This is a genomic window from Alkalihalobacillus sp. R86527 (assembly GCF_042466185.1).
GTDB lineage: Bacteria > Bacillota > Bacilli > Bacillales > Guptibacillaceae > Guptibacillus.
The window spans coordinates 1,604,783-1,620,065 of record NZ_JAXHBW010000001.1 but is presented as its reverse complement, the minus strand read 5'-3'; the positions used below and the strand labels follow the sequence as shown (position 1 = coordinate 1,620,065).

15 protein-coding genes are annotated in these 15,283 nt (G+C 39.0%); 7 read left to right on the top strand and 8 right to left on the bottom strand.

The features are described from left to right. Positions 1-33: 33 nt before the first annotated feature. The gene (locus SJY16_RS08250) at positions 34-597 is read right to left on the bottom strand and encodes a GNAT family N-acetyltransferase (protein ID WP_377888669.1); all 564 of its coding nucleotides are present in this window, start codon (positions 595-597) and stop codon (positions 34-36) included. Positions 598-989: 392 nt separating this feature from the next. Between SJY16_RS08250 and SJY16_RS08245 the strand changes: the two genes are divergently transcribed. The 5 genes from SJY16_RS08245 (at position 990) to SJY16_RS08225 (ending at position 5,297) form a co-directional block, all read left to right on the top strand. Further along, positions 990-1,613, top strand: a complete 624-nt coding sequence (locus SJY16_RS08245; RefSeq protein ID WP_377888668.1) for a LysE family translocator — start codon at positions 990-992, stop codon at positions 1,611-1,613. Between the two features lie 150 nt (positions 1,614-1,763). Further along, positions 1,764-2,474, top strand: a complete 711-nt coding sequence (coxB, locus tag SJY16_RS08240; protein ID WP_377888667.1) for a cytochrome c oxidase subunit II — start codon at positions 1,764-1,766, stop codon at positions 2,472-2,474. Continuing rightward, the gene (ctaD, locus tag SJY16_RS08235) at positions 2,471-4,420 is read left to right on the top strand and encodes a cytochrome c oxidase subunit I (protein ID WP_377888665.1); all 1,950 of its coding nucleotides are present in this window, start codon (positions 2,471-2,473) and stop codon (positions 4,418-4,420) included. Before coxB ends, ctaD begins: the two co-directional genes overlap by 4 nt. Then, positions 4,420-5,013 (top strand): cytochrome c oxidase subunit 3, encoded by a 594-nt coding sequence (locus SJY16_RS08230; protein ID WP_377888664.1) that lies wholly within the window; start codon positions 4,420-4,422, stop codon positions 5,011-5,013. The genes ctaD and SJY16_RS08230 overlap by 1 nt, the downstream gene beginning before the upstream one ends. A 5-nt stretch (positions 5,014-5,018) precedes the next feature. Then, on the top strand, positions 5,019-5,297 hold the full coding sequence (locus tag SJY16_RS08225) for a cytochrome C oxidase subunit IV family protein (protein WP_377888663.1): 279 nt from the start codon (positions 5,019-5,021) through the stop codon (positions 5,295-5,297). Between the two features lie 21 nt (positions 5,298-5,318). Here the strand turns inward: SJY16_RS08225 and SJY16_RS08220 are convergent, their stop codons facing one another. From SJY16_RS08220 to SJY16_RS08205, 4 genes are all read right to left on the bottom strand, one after another. Next, a complete protein-coding gene (locus SJY16_RS08220) occupies positions 5,319-7,403 on the bottom strand; it encodes an FUSC family protein (protein WP_377888662.1) in 2,085 nt (694 codons plus the stop codon). 225 nt (positions 7,404-7,628) lie between these two features. Further along, positions 7,629-9,161, bottom strand: a complete 1,533-nt coding sequence (locus SJY16_RS08215; protein WP_377888661.1) for a glycine betaine uptake BCCT transporter — start codon at positions 9,159-9,161, stop codon at positions 7,629-7,631. 220 nt (positions 9,162-9,381) lie between these two features. Next, the gene (locus SJY16_RS08210; RefSeq protein ID WP_377888659.1) at positions 9,382-10,134 is read right to left on the bottom strand and encodes an anti-sigma factor; all 753 of its coding nucleotides are present in this window, start codon (positions 10,132-10,134) and stop codon (positions 9,382-9,384) included. Continuing rightward, positions 10,124-10,690 carry an RNA polymerase sigma factor gene (locus SJY16_RS08205; RefSeq protein WP_377888658.1) on the bottom strand — a complete coding sequence of 189 codons (567 nt, stop codon included), beginning with the start codon at positions 10,688-10,690 and terminating at the stop codon, positions 10,124-10,126. The genes SJY16_RS08210 and SJY16_RS08205 overlap by 11 nt, the downstream gene beginning before the upstream one ends. Positions 10,691-11,035: 345 nt before the next feature. On the opposite strand from SJY16_RS08205, the gene fabL reads away from it, so the two are divergent. Further along, positions 11,036-11,791 (top strand): enoyl-[acyl-carrier-protein] reductase FabL, encoded by a 756-nt coding sequence (gene fabL / locus SJY16_RS08200; protein ID WP_377888656.1) that lies wholly within the window; start codon positions 11,036-11,038, stop codon positions 11,789-11,791. A gap of 81 nt (positions 11,792-11,872) precedes the next feature. Here fabL and SJY16_RS08195 read toward each other — a convergent pair whose 3' ends face one another. Continuing rightward, positions 11,873-12,787, bottom strand: a complete 915-nt coding sequence (locus SJY16_RS08195; RefSeq protein WP_377892128.1) for a phosphatidate cytidylyltransferase — start codon at positions 12,785-12,787, stop codon at positions 11,873-11,875. Positions 12,788-12,845: 58 nt separating this feature from the next. Here SJY16_RS08195 and SJY16_RS08190 point away from each other — a divergent pair, with 58 nt between their 5' ends. Continuing rightward, entirely contained in the window at positions 12,846-13,400 is a 555-nt protein-coding gene (locus SJY16_RS08190) for a hypothetical protein (protein ID WP_377888655.1), read from the top strand. Between the two features lie 101 nt (positions 13,401-13,501). On the opposite strand, the gene SJY16_RS08185 is transcribed toward SJY16_RS08190, so the two are convergent. After that, positions 13,502-14,431 (bottom strand): manganese-dependent inorganic pyrophosphatase, encoded by a 930-nt coding sequence (locus SJY16_RS08185; RefSeq protein WP_377888653.1) that lies wholly within the window; start codon positions 14,429-14,431, stop codon positions 13,502-13,504. 172 nt (positions 14,432-14,603) lie between these two features. Beyond that, positions 14,604-15,272, bottom strand: a complete 669-nt coding sequence (locus tag SJY16_RS08180; RefSeq protein ID WP_377892125.1) for an SDR family oxidoreductase — start codon at positions 15,270-15,272, stop codon at positions 14,604-14,606. Between the last annotated feature and the right edge of the window lie 11 nt (positions 15,273-15,283).

Sequence of the window (15,283 nt, the reverse complement as noted above, 5' to 3'; positions counted from 1 at the left end):
TCCTGCTATTTTAATGAATTGGGTAACTTTACCTCAATCACTTATCTTTGCATAGACACATGTATCTCTTAATTCATTGCCATCTATCGAAACATCCTCATTTCGTAAAATACCTTCAAGCCGAAAACCTAATCGTTCTATGACTCTCTTGCTCTTGGCATTTTTCGAGTCACACCTTATCTCTACTCTCTTCGCATATAATTCTCTACACGCATAATCCGTAATTCCCCGAACAGCTTCGGTTATATACCCAAATCCAGAATACCGCGAGTCTATCCAATAACCTATTTCAAATTTCCTAACGTCCCAATTGATTCTGTGTAGCCCTGAGGATCCAATGAAATCTCCTGTTCCTTTATGGAAAATATGTAGCCTGAGGTCTTCTCGTTTAAGAAATGCAGCATGAGCTTCTCTGATATTTCCTTCTACTTCTTCAACGGATTGTTCGTTTTTTGCAAAAGGCATCCATAGCTTCAAATCTCTCCTCGACACTTGAATCGATTTATGAACAGCAGGACCATCTCCAGGAAGAGGACAGCGAATATACAAACGGTCTGTATGGATTTCGTGAGGAATATCAAATAAGATCGGTTTCATTTAGCAGCCTCCACATTGTTTTAAATGTCAGAATTATATCACTAAACGAAATGGTTTGTCATTTATAGCCAAGTGGTACTTACACTTTTATCTCTTCCTTAAATAGACCATCTGAATGTTGACTCAACAACTCATGCCATATACCACCTTCAAATTCATCAACATTGTCTTCTAAATACCTCTTCAATCCATATGAAGTTGAATAATAATGGCCTAACAACTCTTCAAGCGACCATTGATCATGCTAAGACTTACATTCTACTGCTTTTAAAGATGGTGCTGCAACTTTGAAAAGGTCTTTATAAATTTAAATCTCTCCCCTGAATCTCCTTTTGGAAAGAACTTTTCTCTTATATACTTAAACAATACCATAACAGAAAGGAAAGAATGTAATGGACATATCAGTAATAGTATCGTTTCTGTTTGCTGCAGTTGTTTTAACGATTATGCCAGGACCAGACAACCTTTTCGTCCTTGCTCAAAGTATATCTCAGGATAAACGTGCTGGAATAGCCACTTCTCTAGGCTTATGTTCAGGGCTAGTTGTACATATCACTGCAGCAGCTGTTGGAATTTCAGCACTCCTATATCAATCATCACTTGCTTTTTCAATCGTGAAATATTTAGGTGCAGCGTATTTACTTTATCTTGCTTTTCAAGCATTTCGTGAAAGAAAGCAATCTACGCTAGTGAAAAACCAACACAACCAACCTTATATTGCACTCTATCGAAAAGGCATTATCATGAATATACTCAACCCTAAAGTGTCCTTATTTTTTCTAGCTCTACTACCTCAGTTTGTAAATCAACATGTAGGATACGCTTCACTGCAGATGGTCACATTAGGGGTAATATTTATCATTCAAGCTTTCCTTATATTCACAGCGATAAGTCTGTTCGCTAGTAGCATCAAAGGTCTTCTCCTAAAAAATTCAGCGATTGTTGGAAAAATAAACATGGTCAAAGGCGTTTTAATAGGAATAATCGGTATCCAAATTGCCTTTAGTAGCAAGTAACAATTTGTATCGAAAATCAGTGCATTAAGAATCAAAGCTACACGAACTTATTTCTTCGTGTGGCTTTTTGTTTACGCACTGTTTCAAATAAATGGGTATTGGGTAATGGAAATTGTTAGTCTTCTATATAGAGAGGAGAGCAGAGTCTTCATGAAACGAGTACTAACCACTGTTGTTATCGCTTTCTTTCTATCAGGTTGTTCTTCAATCGCGGTTTTAAATCCAAAAGGGACAGCGGGCGAAAAGCAATTGGACCTTCTCCTGTTAAGTCTTTTGTTGATGAGTATCGTACTTGTGGTCGTTTTCACGCTTTTTGTGAGATTTCTAATAAAATACCGTGAAAAACCAGGTGAAGAAGATGATTTTCCAGATCAGACTGCCGGTAATAAAAAGCTTGAAATTAGCTGGATCGTCATTCCGTTTATTATTATCATCGTTCTTGCTGTTCCTACTTTCGCAACTACCTATCAGCTTGATGTGCCCTATAACAACACCAAAGAGCCCTTGATAATTGAAGTGACTGGGGAACAGTTTCAATGGTCATTTTACTACCCTGAATACGGCATTACTTCTACTGATGAATTACGACTTCCTGTAGATAGGCCCATTACGTTCAAGCTATCATCAAAGGATGTTATTCACTCATTTTGGATTCCACAACTCGGAGGGAAAAAGGATGCTCTTCCTGGCAAGGAAAACACATTACGGCTCACTGCCCTTGAAACAGGTACATATGACGGGAAGTGTGCTGAACTATGTGGAGCGAAGCACGCATTGATGACGTTTGACACGGTTGTCGAAGACAGAACCAACTTCAGCTCATGGATAGAGAAAACCAAGGACGGTGAGAAAAACGGATGAATAGCATCTTTCATTATTTTAGTACATTACCTTCTGATATTATTTTAGCTGACATATCGTTTGTGATCATTATGATTGCATCCATCACCTTACTTACAAAATATAATAAGTGGGATTGGCTCTGGAATTGGATTACTTCAACTGATCATAAGAAGATTGGAATCATGTATTTGTTTGTCTCATTCTTGTTTTTCCTTAGAGCAGGACTAGAAGCTCTTTTAATCAGGATGCAACTTGCTTTCCCCGAAAATGAGTTCTGGGTGTTTCAGAGTGAACGGTTCAATCAACTAACAAGTACGCATGGTACGGTTATGATTTTTCTTGTGGCTACACCGCTTCTAATCGGATTGATGAATGTGATCGTTCCGCTACAAATCGGGGCTAGAGACGTTGCTTTTCCTTTCATGAATTCTTTAAGCCTTTGGCTATTCATTTCAGGTGGAATCTTAATTAACGTAAGCTTCATAGCAGGAGGTTCTCCGAATGCTGGATGGACTACATACGCCCCACTTTCACTGAAGGAGTTTACTCCTGGTCCTTCCAACAGCTATTATCCGATTGGCCTACAAGTTGCAGGTCTTGGGACCATTATGGGAGCGATCAATTTTATCGTTACGATATTAAAAATGAGGGCTCCAGGTATGAAGTTTATGAGAATGCCTCTATCTACCTGGTCGATGCTCATTACATCAGTTCTCATCGTTTATGCCTTTTCCGCTCTTGCGGTAGCGTTGCTACTCTTAACGTTTGAACGCCTCTTTGGAACAGTCATTTTATCTAGTTCGGCAGGGAACCCATTGATATGGCAACATCTATTCTGGATTTTTGGTCACCCTGAAGTGTATATCATTGCGCTACCTGCTTTCGGAATCTTCTCTGATGTTATAAGTACTTTTTCAAAAAAGAAGCTATTTGGCTATACATCAATGGTATTTGCAATTATTTTAATTGGATTCTTAGGATTTATGGTATGGGTGCATCACATGTTTACAGTTGGTCTCAATGCGAATATCAACGTTTTCTTTGCCTTGACCACCATGTTGATTGCAATCCCTACCGGCATAAAAATCTTTAACTGGTTATTTACGATGCGCGGAGGAAGAATTCGATTTGACACCCCTATGCTTTACGCCCTTGGTTTCATCGTAACGTTCGTTATGGGTGGTGTTACAGGGGTGATGCTTGGATCAGTACCAGCTGATTATCAATACCATGATAGTTATTTTGTTGTAGCTCACCTTCACTATGTCATTATTGGCGCAACGATCTTCGGGGTCCTTTCAGGCGTTTATTATTGGTGGCCAAAGATGTTCGGTAAAATGTTAAACGAGAAGCTTGGAAAGTGGAACTTCTGGACGTTCGTAATCGGATTTCATTTCACTTTCTTTCCGATGCACATAATGGGATTGATGGGAATGCCAAGAAGAGTCTTTACATATCCAGAAGGAGAAGGACTTGGATGGCTGAATTTCGTTAGTACATGTGGCGCTTTTTTGATGGGGATAGGCGTACTTATTTTTATTGTGAACATCTATATCACTACTCGCCATGGAAAAACAGTTGATCTCAACGATCCATGGAAGAAGAGAGGACGAACGTTAGAATGGACAATTCCAAGTCCCCCACCCCCATATAATTTTGCCCGGACTCCCGTCGTTACATCCAGTGAGCCATTATGGAATGCTTATGAAAATAGAAAGGAAAACATCGATTTTGAAGGTGGTTATGAAGACATCCATATGCCTTCCTCTAGTTCATTGCCCTTTATTATGGGGATGGCATTTCTAATTGCTTCCTTTGGTTTTGTTTTCGAGGTCTGGTCCATTGCTATTCTCGGTATGATTGGCGTTTTCACTACTTTGGCCATTCGGTCTTTCCAAAATAAGAACGGCTACTCTATATCGAAAGAGAAAGTTATCTATAACGATAAGGGAGTGGATTATTAATGCCAGCTCTTACTGAAAAAAACTTATTTAGTAATCCACATGCCCAAATGAATATCCTTGCTTTTTGGTTCCTGATTGGTGCTGAGGTAGTGGTATTTGGATGTTTATTTGGTATTTATGTATCTGTTCAGGAGTTAACTACTAATGGTCCAGGAGCTAAAGAACTTTTCAACCTTTCAGAAATCATTATAAGTACAATTGTATTACTGTCTAGTAGCTTTACATGCGCATTGGGTGTATTTACATTAAAACACGAAAAAAAACGTATGACTCTGATATGGTTCCTTCTTACAATCAGTTTGGGGATTGGGTTTGTGGTCCTAGAAGCCATTGAATTCATGGCGTATGTGGGGGAAGGTGCAACCATTAGTAGCAGTGCATTTCTTGGTGCATTTTACATGCTTCTTGGCACCCATGGGGCTCATGTGGTCTTTGGAATCGTATGGATATCAATGCTTCTCATTCAACTAGTGCTTCATGGCATCACTAAAGACACCGCACCAAAACTATTTATCGCAAGCTTATACTGGCACTTTATAGATGTCGTCTGGGTCTTTATCTTTACAGTAGTCTACCTACTTGGAAAGGTGTGAGTCGCATGAAGAAAGAGAACGATCACCTTACTAAACTTTCTGTTATGTTCGTCACGATGATCGTATTGACTATTATTGCTTTCTATCTTGTGAACAGTGATTGGATTTCAAACAAAGTTCTCCCTTATCTACTTCTTTTCTTTGCAGTGATTCAAGTGCTCATCCAGATGGTCTTGTTCATGGATATTAAGGAAAGAGAAGGCAGGTATCGGATTACTTCTGTTGTTGGCGGGGGCTTCATCGCCCTTCTCGCTATCTTTTTTCTAGCACTATTAAAAATGTAACCAGGGGGACCTGGTTACATTTTACTTTGCTTCTTGTATTCCGAAACTCTTACTTAGTAATAGTAAGGATTCGTTGATTTTCCAAACATAATATAGATCGTTAATTCGTCCTTTGAGTTCACTGTTTTCTTTAAGTTTACCGGCATCCATCTTTTCTATTTTCTCACGAATTGAATCTAAGCTATACATAATCATTTTCTTATTTCCTCTTAATCCTTTAGATAACGCTTCGATATTGTAATTAATGATATGGTAGGTTTTATTGAGTTCTGCTTCCAATTCTGGTTCAGAATGAACGGTGCTATTTCGATTTGAAGAAGCAAGAAGATGCTTAGCGTAGTAATTAATAGCTGTGATCACAGTAATCCACTGCTCAATATTTGATTTCTGTGCGATAGACACCCTATTTCTCAAAGGTTTCGCATCCACCAGCACACTTTGAAATTTCTCATCCAACACAAATGCCTTATTAACAAATTGAAAATGGGACTTCGAATCTGTATAAGATTGGATGTAATCCGATACATATATTCTCAATTGTTCAAGGAATTCACTTGCGGTTATTGCCACTTTTTCTTTAGTTTTTCTCGGATAAATTAATGCAGCAGCTAGAGAGCCAATCGCTGCCCCTACTAACGTATCAACTACACGTGAAAGTATAATTTCACTCGTTATTCCACCCATGATGAAATCATACATGATTGCAATTAGCATAGTCATCCAGAACATCATGATGCCATATGAGATTGGCATTAAATAAAACGCAAGGAAAACACAGCAAAATAATGTGATTAACTCAATAATAGGTTGTCCTGATAAAGTAAGAGCAACACCGAAACCCGCTATTGCACCGAATATTGTTCCAATCGATCTCTCAGTTGCTTTTAGGAACGTCATTCCCACTGTATCCGTGCCTAACAATACGATAAATGTTGATAGCAAGACCCAGTATTGATGAGTAGGAGACAAGAAGTAGCCGACAACTATCGCAGCGAACCCAGCTGCAATTGCTTGAAACGCCTTGTTTGTTGCAATTTTATCATCCTTAATTGGTTTTTCTTGACTCATTTCTGTTGTTATTTCTTCATTCATATCGAGGTTAGTATCTCTTCGCACCCCTAGCTGTCTCGAACTTTCAACTAAATGATTTGATATCGCTTCGATCCTTCTAATTAACCATAGCCAGTCTTTATCAACTTCATGGTTTCGTCGCATCGTTTTTATCATCGAACTAAGTTCGCTAATAACTGATTCAGTTTTCTTCAAATTACCAACAACATCGTGAGTTCGAAGCACTTCTGCATCCCTAATCGATTCTACAACTTTGTATAAAAGGACCCTTATCGTCGAGTGCTCTAGAACATGTAAATCTTTTAACCGATCGATCACATAATAAAGCGACTGAATTAGCATTTCCGCATCGAAAATATAAAATCTTAATTGCTCCGCATCGATTCCAGGCCATATATCCTTAGGTTCTGTGTTGTTTAGCGTTCTTGAAATCTCTTGAGAATAAGCGTTGATTTTTTTTATATCTTTACGTAGGTGTGAAGTTACAGAATGACTTGCAGCAGGATTCGCAATCGCCTCTAATATAAGATCAAGGGTCATATTTGTTTGTGTATGAAACGAGCGAACGCTTTTGATTAGTTCAATTTTCGGTCGGTTTATGATGATGTAAAACCTGTACACATAGGAGTATCCTCCACCTACTACAATCCCAAGGAGATACCACGGCAGGTCGTCTACCGTTAATTGTAATAACGTCGAAAAGTAAATTGACAAAAACGAAACTGTGAACACTGCAAAATAACGGAATCCGTATTGTTGTAAGTAATATGCTAGAAAAATGACAATCAAAAACAAACTTTCTATCGCGAATGGAATCGCGCTTAAGTATGAACTTATTGTTAAAGCAACTGAACTTGAAGCAACGAGAATCAATGTAGATATTTTCATTTGCTTTTCCGTTTCATCATTCACTAAAAACAATGTCAGCAAGCTGACTACTCCAGCTAATATAGAAGCAGGAAATGAACCACCTAGCGTAGATGCAACAACGAGCATGGTAAGAGATGAAGAGAGTACACTTATCGTTATCCTCAAAGCCAAGTGAAACCTTGTCTTTCCTGGATCTGCTGGTGTTAGACGAATAATAGAATGGAGAAGCGAATGCCTAGTTAATATTTTTTCCATAGTACTATTTTAGCTAAGTTTTCTTGATTGTTCCACATTTCTATACGCTCCCCTTCTATAAAATCGAATTGTTGTTTTTCGTCTTTTGCAATAAAAAGCCTTTGAAGAGTATGATCTTCAAAGGCTACATAACAATTAAACAGTTTTCGGATCTTTCGGTGATTTCGTTTTACGCTCTACACCTCGTTGTTTCCTAGGTACTTCTTCACTAAAGGACTTTATCATTCCCCAACATGTGAACAGAAGTATAATTGTTAGTGGAAAGGCACTTACGATGATGGCCGTTTGCATACTTTGTAGACCACCCGTGATCATTAGAACAACAGCTGATGCCGCTAATACAAAGCCCCAACTAAACTTAACAAAGTTCGGTGGGTTCAGGCTACCATTCGTCGTTTGCATACCTAACACGAAAGTTGCAGAGTCGGCTGATGTAATGAAGAAAGTCGAGATGAGCAATAGCGTCACAACCGTTAGTACACCACCAAGAGGAACCTGTTCATATAAGTAAAATAATGCTGTTTCAAGTCCCTGTCCTGCAATATCTGTGCCTTGACTGAAATCAAAGAAGATTGCAGAGCCGCCAAACACTCCGAACCAGAAAGCACAAACGACTGTTGGTACGACTGTAACAGCTATCATAAATTCTCTTATTGTTCTACCTTTAGAAACTCGTGCGATAAATGTTCCAACAAAAGGAGACCAAGCAATCCACCAAGCCCAGTAGAAAATCGTCCAACCTTGAACCCATGATTCTTTTTCTGCATTCATAGGAGCAAGTCGCATTCCCATTCCAAAAATATTTTGTACATATTCACCAAATGTTGTAACAAATATATCCAAAATAAATTTAGTTGGTCCAAGGAAAATAAAGAGTGTAAGTAATAGAACTGCCAAAATCATATTCGTATTACTTAAATATTTGATTCCTTTCTTGATTCCTGTACCAGCTGATACAGTGAAAAGGACAGTGATAATCGCAATAATAATCAGCTGAACAGTGAAGTTATTCGGAATATCCGTGAGGTAAGCTAAGCCACCATTAATCTGCTGAGCACCTAGACCAAGGGATGCTGCAACACCGAAGACTGTCGCAAATACTGCAATAACATCCACTGTTATTCCAATTGGTCCTTTCACACGGTCTCCAAGCAACGGATACAACGTTGCGCTTATGAGACCAGGTGCCCCTTTTCTAAATTTATAGTAAGCAAGAGCAAGAGCAATAGTAGCGTAGATTGCCCACGCATGAAAACCCCAGTGTAAATATGTATATCTCAAGGATTGGTGTGCTGCGTCAACTGTTCCACCTTCTCCACCTAATGGGGGGGTAGTGAAATGAGACATTGGTTCTGAAACTCCAAAGAATAAAAGGCCAATTCCCATCCCTGCGCTAAATAACATTGCGAACCAAGTTAGCCTGTTATATTCAGGTTTGTCTGTATCTTTACCTAACTTAATATTTCCGAATCTACTAAATATTAAATAAATTGCAAAAATAAGGAAAAATGTTGCTGCTAACTGATAAAACCATCCAAATTGATTTAAAAAGAAACTTTTAGATGTGGTCATTACCTGGTCGAGATTTCCAGGCATCATCACGCCCCATCCGACGAAGACGATCGCAATTGCGATGCCTATCCAAAATACTTTTGTTACTTTATCCATTCCATCCACTCCTCTTTTTATTATGTAGCTATATAAGTTTTCTAGTAAATACTAACCACATAGTTACTAATCATAATAAATTTTCAGCAATTATTCAAATCGCTACGAGCGTTTAGTACAATATACCCCGTTCTTACCTACTAGAAACCACTCTGATATTTATGATGAAACAATAAAGAAGCAGGGAATTTTTTGAATCCCTGCTTCACTCTCTCTTGGATTACAATCCAGAACTCATTACGACCTCACCCTTAGGCGTCTTGCTTTTTGCGTTAGGTTCAAGGGTGATTGCTACAGCAGTCCAATCGTGGTCCCCTTCGTAATTAATTTCGTATGAAACTGCGCCCTGTCCATTCTCACCTGGAACAAAGGATCCCGCTCTAAACGGCTTCTCGCCTTCTAGCAGCCACACCTGATACACCTGGTCATCTTGCACGCCTTCAAGATCATCTGCTTGAACAACAAGATTCATTTTACCATTGTCAGAAACTAGAGCAGCTGCTCCATTGGAGGCTGTACCTTCGGAAGGTGCTAGTTGAACGGCTTTCAGCAATGAAGATACTTCTTCAGTTTCAGTGGTAGCCCCTTCATTCGATATATACGTATACGCATTTCCAGCAAGCGATAGAAATAGAGCTGCAGCTAGTGCTGGTGCGATCCATTTAGGAGATCGCTTTGTTTTGAATCGATCCATATCAGTCGTGTTGGATTTATTGTCGTGAGACACAACCTGGTCTTTAGATTCTATTTCAGATTCATCTTCAAATACATTTTGTAGTACGCGCTCTTTCATTCCTGAAGGCGGCTCTTCTGGTGTCGAGAGATAAGGAAGGTCACTTGTTAAGTCTTCTAACTCTTGTAACTCCTCTCTACAGTCTGAGCAAGATTCAAGATGAGTCTCGAACATTTTCTTCTCTGCTTCCGTTAACGTTCCATTGAAATAGTCAAGTAGCTGATCACAATTACTTTTCATCAGAGACCCCTCCTTTCTCAGCCAGATTGGTTTTTAGATGCTTAAGTGCAAGTCGGATCCGGCCCTTAACAGTACCGAGTGGGAGGTCTATTTCTTGAGAAATCTTTTTGTGTGTCATTCCTTTAAAATAAAACATCTCTATGATCCTTTTTTGCTCCTCTTTCAACTTGGAAACTGCCGCTCTTAGTACGATGCCTCTTTCTCTCCACTCAACTTGGTCTTCTACAGAAGCTTCATCACTATGAAGAGCGTCTCTCTCATCTAATTCAAAATCTGGCTCTCTTGAATGTTTTCGAAGTAGATCGATTGCGGTATGACGTGTCATTGTTAAGATCCAGGAAGAGAACTTCCCTTTTTCTTCGTTATATGTCGCACGACCTTTCCAGAGTTTAATGAACACTTCTTGTATTACTTCTTCTGAAAGCCCCCCGTTTTTTACAATCCGATAAGAAAACGAATACAGTAACTTTTCATATCGATCATAAAGTATTTCAAGAGCTTCCTTGTCCTTTGCTTGAACCCTTTCATAAAGGGCAGCATCGTTCAATTCTCTCATACCATTCTCCTTTATTCTCACAAGTGATCTCCACCGGAAGAGGTAGAATGTCTACATATAGCTAACGTCCACCTCTACCTTTTGGATGTGTTTTTCTCTGACAAATTTCGATTTCAACTAAAAAAAGCCCTTTGTCTTAAGGACTCGCACTTTCTAACGTGAATAAAACGTTTTGTATTATCATTTCGTTCATTCCTATCCTCTAGTATATCACAAGGTTACTTGAAAACTTAATATCCAAGCATCCCTCAGCCCCTTTAGAGTTGGAGGGATGGTGAAGTAACTTTTCACACACCTTTTGTTCATGTATGATTGATAGTGATTAGAAAAGAAGAGGTGACATCAATGACTCAAAAGGTAGCATTAATTACTGGCGGTACAAGAGGAATCGGAAAAGCAATCGCTACAAAATTCGCTTCAGAAGGATATAACCTTGTCCTTAATTTCATGCGTAAAAAGCGCGATGCTGAAGAAACAAAAAATGAACTTGAACAAGAATATGGTATCTCTGTACATATCGTTAAAGCAAACGTAGGTGAGGTGGAGCAAATCACTTCCCTTTTTCAAGAAGCAGAAAGCAAATTCGGTCGACTCGATGTTTTCGTTAACAACGCTGCATCTGGCGTTTTACGACCTCTAATGGAAATTGAAGAGAGCCACTGGGATTGGACACAAAACATCAATGCGAAAGCATATTTATTTGCTGCACAGGAAGCTGCCAAAATAATGGAGAAGAATGGCGGAGGTTCCATCGTTGCACTCTCTAGCCTAGGCTCGATTCGAGCACTTCCAAACTACGTAGCTGTAGGAGTATCAAAAGCATCTGTTGAAGCGATCACACGATACTTAGCTGTCGAACTTTCACCGAAGGGCATCGTTGTTAATGCTGTTTCTGGTGGTGCTGTTGATACAGACGCTCTTAAGCACTTCCCAAACCGGGAAGAACTACTCGAATCTGCTAAGAAGCGTAATCCTGCAGGACGACTAGTGGAACCAACAGATATGGCAGATACTGCATTCTTCTTGACGACACCAGCAGCAAAAATGATTCGTGGTCAAACTATTATCGTCGATGGCGGTCTTTCACTATTAGGAGAATAACAATCTCTTAACTGACCTTTTCATAAGTGATACCATAAGGATTCACGAAACAAAGACAGCAGCTTTGCTGTCTTTGTTCTCTTACATAAAATCAAAAAAGTATCTCACGACGTGGAGATAAACCGGTGAGGTGTAGGCTAAACTATCCACTCGACTAAGATAACTTTCTTTAAGATCATAGTTTTTCACGCCATCTCCAATGAGTAGATCCCTCTTTAATACCGAAATAGTCAAACTACCCAATCCACCTGAAATACTGATCAATACCCCAGATAATAAGCCAAACATAGAATCGAATGGAGTTAAGTAAGAAAACGTGAAGTAAGCTGTTGCTGATGTGATGACTAGTGATCCTATTACTCCCTCAATCGTAATGAATGGGTTAGATGATGGGACGATTTTTCTTTTACCTACATAAACAGAAATCAAATATTGAGCTACATCATTCACTTGAGTAAGTAAAACGAGAAAGATCACTAAATTCGCACCGAATTCCGGACTCGCAACTTGGAAGTAAGCTAGGTGGCTCAAACCGAAGACCATTAGCATCAACCCCCACTGCGTTGAGCTTACCGACCTTAAAAACCCTACCGTGCCCTTCCCTATGATCCGAGGTAATGGCAGAAGCAGAAATACATAAACTGGAATGAACACAATAAACATGCCATACCACTCGATTAAGATCCAGTAGAATTGTATTGGGATTACAATGTAAGCCCATAAAAAAATTCTCCGATCTGCTTTTCTCGTTCGCATCATGGAAAAATACTCTTTTAATGCAAAAAAACATAAAGCCATTAGTGACAACGAAGACACGATTGGGTTAAATAAGGACGCTAAACAAAATACACCAAACATTCCCCACCATGTTTTAATCCTGACTGACAACACGGAATAATCTTTATTCGGATATTTTCTTTTTATAAATAGGAATAGCGAGTGTGCTATGGAAAGAATCACTAGTATAATTGATAATGTCCAAATTGTACTTTGCAGGGAGAACCACCCTTTCTGTGAACACTGGAATGATTTTTTGATAGTTTGGGAGGACGTTATGGATCAAACAGTCTATATCCTATTATCTGATACTGGCACTCTATTTACGAAATCGATAAAAAAATACACGAAAGCTCCCTATAACCATGCTTCTCTAGCGTTTGATAGTGAGCTTAGAGATATGTATAGCTTCGGTCGTAAAAACCCCAACAACCCCCTTTATGGAGGTTTTGTGAAAGAAGATGTGTTGAACGGTACTTACAGCAAGTACCCTCAAACAACATGCGTCATCTATGGACTTCGTGTAACTGAAAGAGAAGTAACAAAAATGAAACGAGTTTTAGAGATTTTTATTAAAAACAAACAAAAGTTTCTCTATAACATCCTCGGTGTATTAGGCGTTTCGATTAATGAACCAGTAGAATTTAGTAACTCTTACTTCTGTTCTCAATTTGTTGCTGAAGTGCTAGAACGTTCTGGAATATCTTCATGGGATAAACTACCTGCTCTGATCACCCCAGAAGACTTCAGAAAAAGTGATAAATTAGAACTCGTATATGAAGGTCAACTTATTGAATATCCACCAATCAAGGAACGTAACACAAACCTATAATATCACTCGCCTCTGTTAGATGGTACACTATTTACAATATTAGCCACAAAAAACCCGAACGCGATTTCTGTTAAGAGTTCGGTTCGGGTTTTTCTGTTAGTTTATGATTGAAACGTTTCTGTTAAAGCTGGAACGATTTGTTTCTTTCTTGAAACAACGCCTTCGAGAACCGCTAGCCTATTGATCAGCTCCACATCGAATGCTTTTTCAACATTCTCAGCACGCTTACCTAACGCTAATACGATTGAATTGTTATTCAGGATATCAGTTACAACAAGCAAGAACAAATCAAGATCTTTCTCTTCGATCGTCTTATTGATTTCTTCTTCAACCGTATCCTGACGCGAAAGAACATCAAGAGGGTCTACTACGTTAACCTGCGCTACTTCAACCTTCGCTTGACCCATACCAAATTCTTTTGCGTCTAGTCCGATTAACTCAGAAGGGCTTTTGCTGCTCATGTCTGCCCCAGCCTTTAGCATTTCAAGTCCATAAGCTTCTGCCTGAACTCCTGCAATTTCAGCCAACTCTTGCGCTGCTGCAACATCTTCCTCTGTGCATGTTGGGGATTTAAAGAGAAGAGAATCTGAAATAATTGCTGAAAGCATCAATCCAGCTATGTCTTTATCAATCTGTACATTATTCTCTTTATAGAGTTTCTTTAGAATCGTAGCTGTACAACCAACAGGCTCTGCTCTGTAGTAGACAGGATCAGCTGTTTCAAAATTAGCGATTCTATGATGGTCAATTACTTCTAACACGCGAACTTTATCAATATCCTCAACACTTTGTTGGCGTTCATTATGATCTACTAGAATGACACTTTTTGTTTCATTCGCGACAGTTTGAACCATACGTGGTGCTTCAACATTAAATTTATCTAGTGCATATTGGGTTTCAGCATTAACTGCTCCAAGACGAACCGGTTCAACGTCCTGTCCTAGCTTTCTTTTTAGATCTGCATAAACGAGAGCAGACGTAATTGTGTCTGTGTCAGGATTTTTATGTCCGAAAATCAATATCTTTTCCATTGTTAGACTCCTTTAGTGAAAGAATTTATGTACTCATTACATATTGTAAAGATGTAGACTCCTAAACTCAACATCATTTTCATAAATAGAATACCTTGAATTCTCTCGCATTAAACATCAAGGGTACAAAAAGAAAACCGATCCTCTTTTACATAGAGAATCGGTGATAGACTTATAAACGCTGTAATGCCTCTTTTATAGGAGTATCTCCTGAAGTTAAGTCAAAAGCACGGTTATTCACATTTTGAGTCGTTAACGAGTCGACGACTACTTGAGCTACATCTTCACGAGGTACAGAACCTCGATCAAGTTGTTCACCGATCGCTACTTTTCCTGTTCCTTCTTCATTCAAAAGTCCACCTGGTCTTACGATTGTATAAGATAGGGAACTTGCTTCTAATGCTTTATCTGCATAGTGCTTTGCAGCATAGTAAGGGAGAAGGGAGTCGTTCCAGTTTTTGCGATTATTTGCTTGGAATGCACTCACCATAACGTACCTATTTATCCCTAATTTTTCTGAAGCTTCAACTGTCTTAACAGCTCCATCAAGATCTACTAATAGTGTCTTATCAGACCCAGTTTTCCCACCAGATCCAGCAGTGAAAATGACTGCATCGCTTCCAGTTATCGCGTTTGCAAGCTCATCAACGGAATCTTCTAAGCTTGCAACAACTGATTCTACCCCTTGCTTTGCAAGTGCAGAAGCCTGTTCTTCTTTCCTAACCATCGCTTTCACCGTATGTTCTTCACTCTCTTGCAGGAGATTAACAACTTTTTGACCTATTTGACCATTAGCTCCGATAACCAGTACGTTCATTGTGATGCTCCTTTCAAATTTAATATGGTCATTAT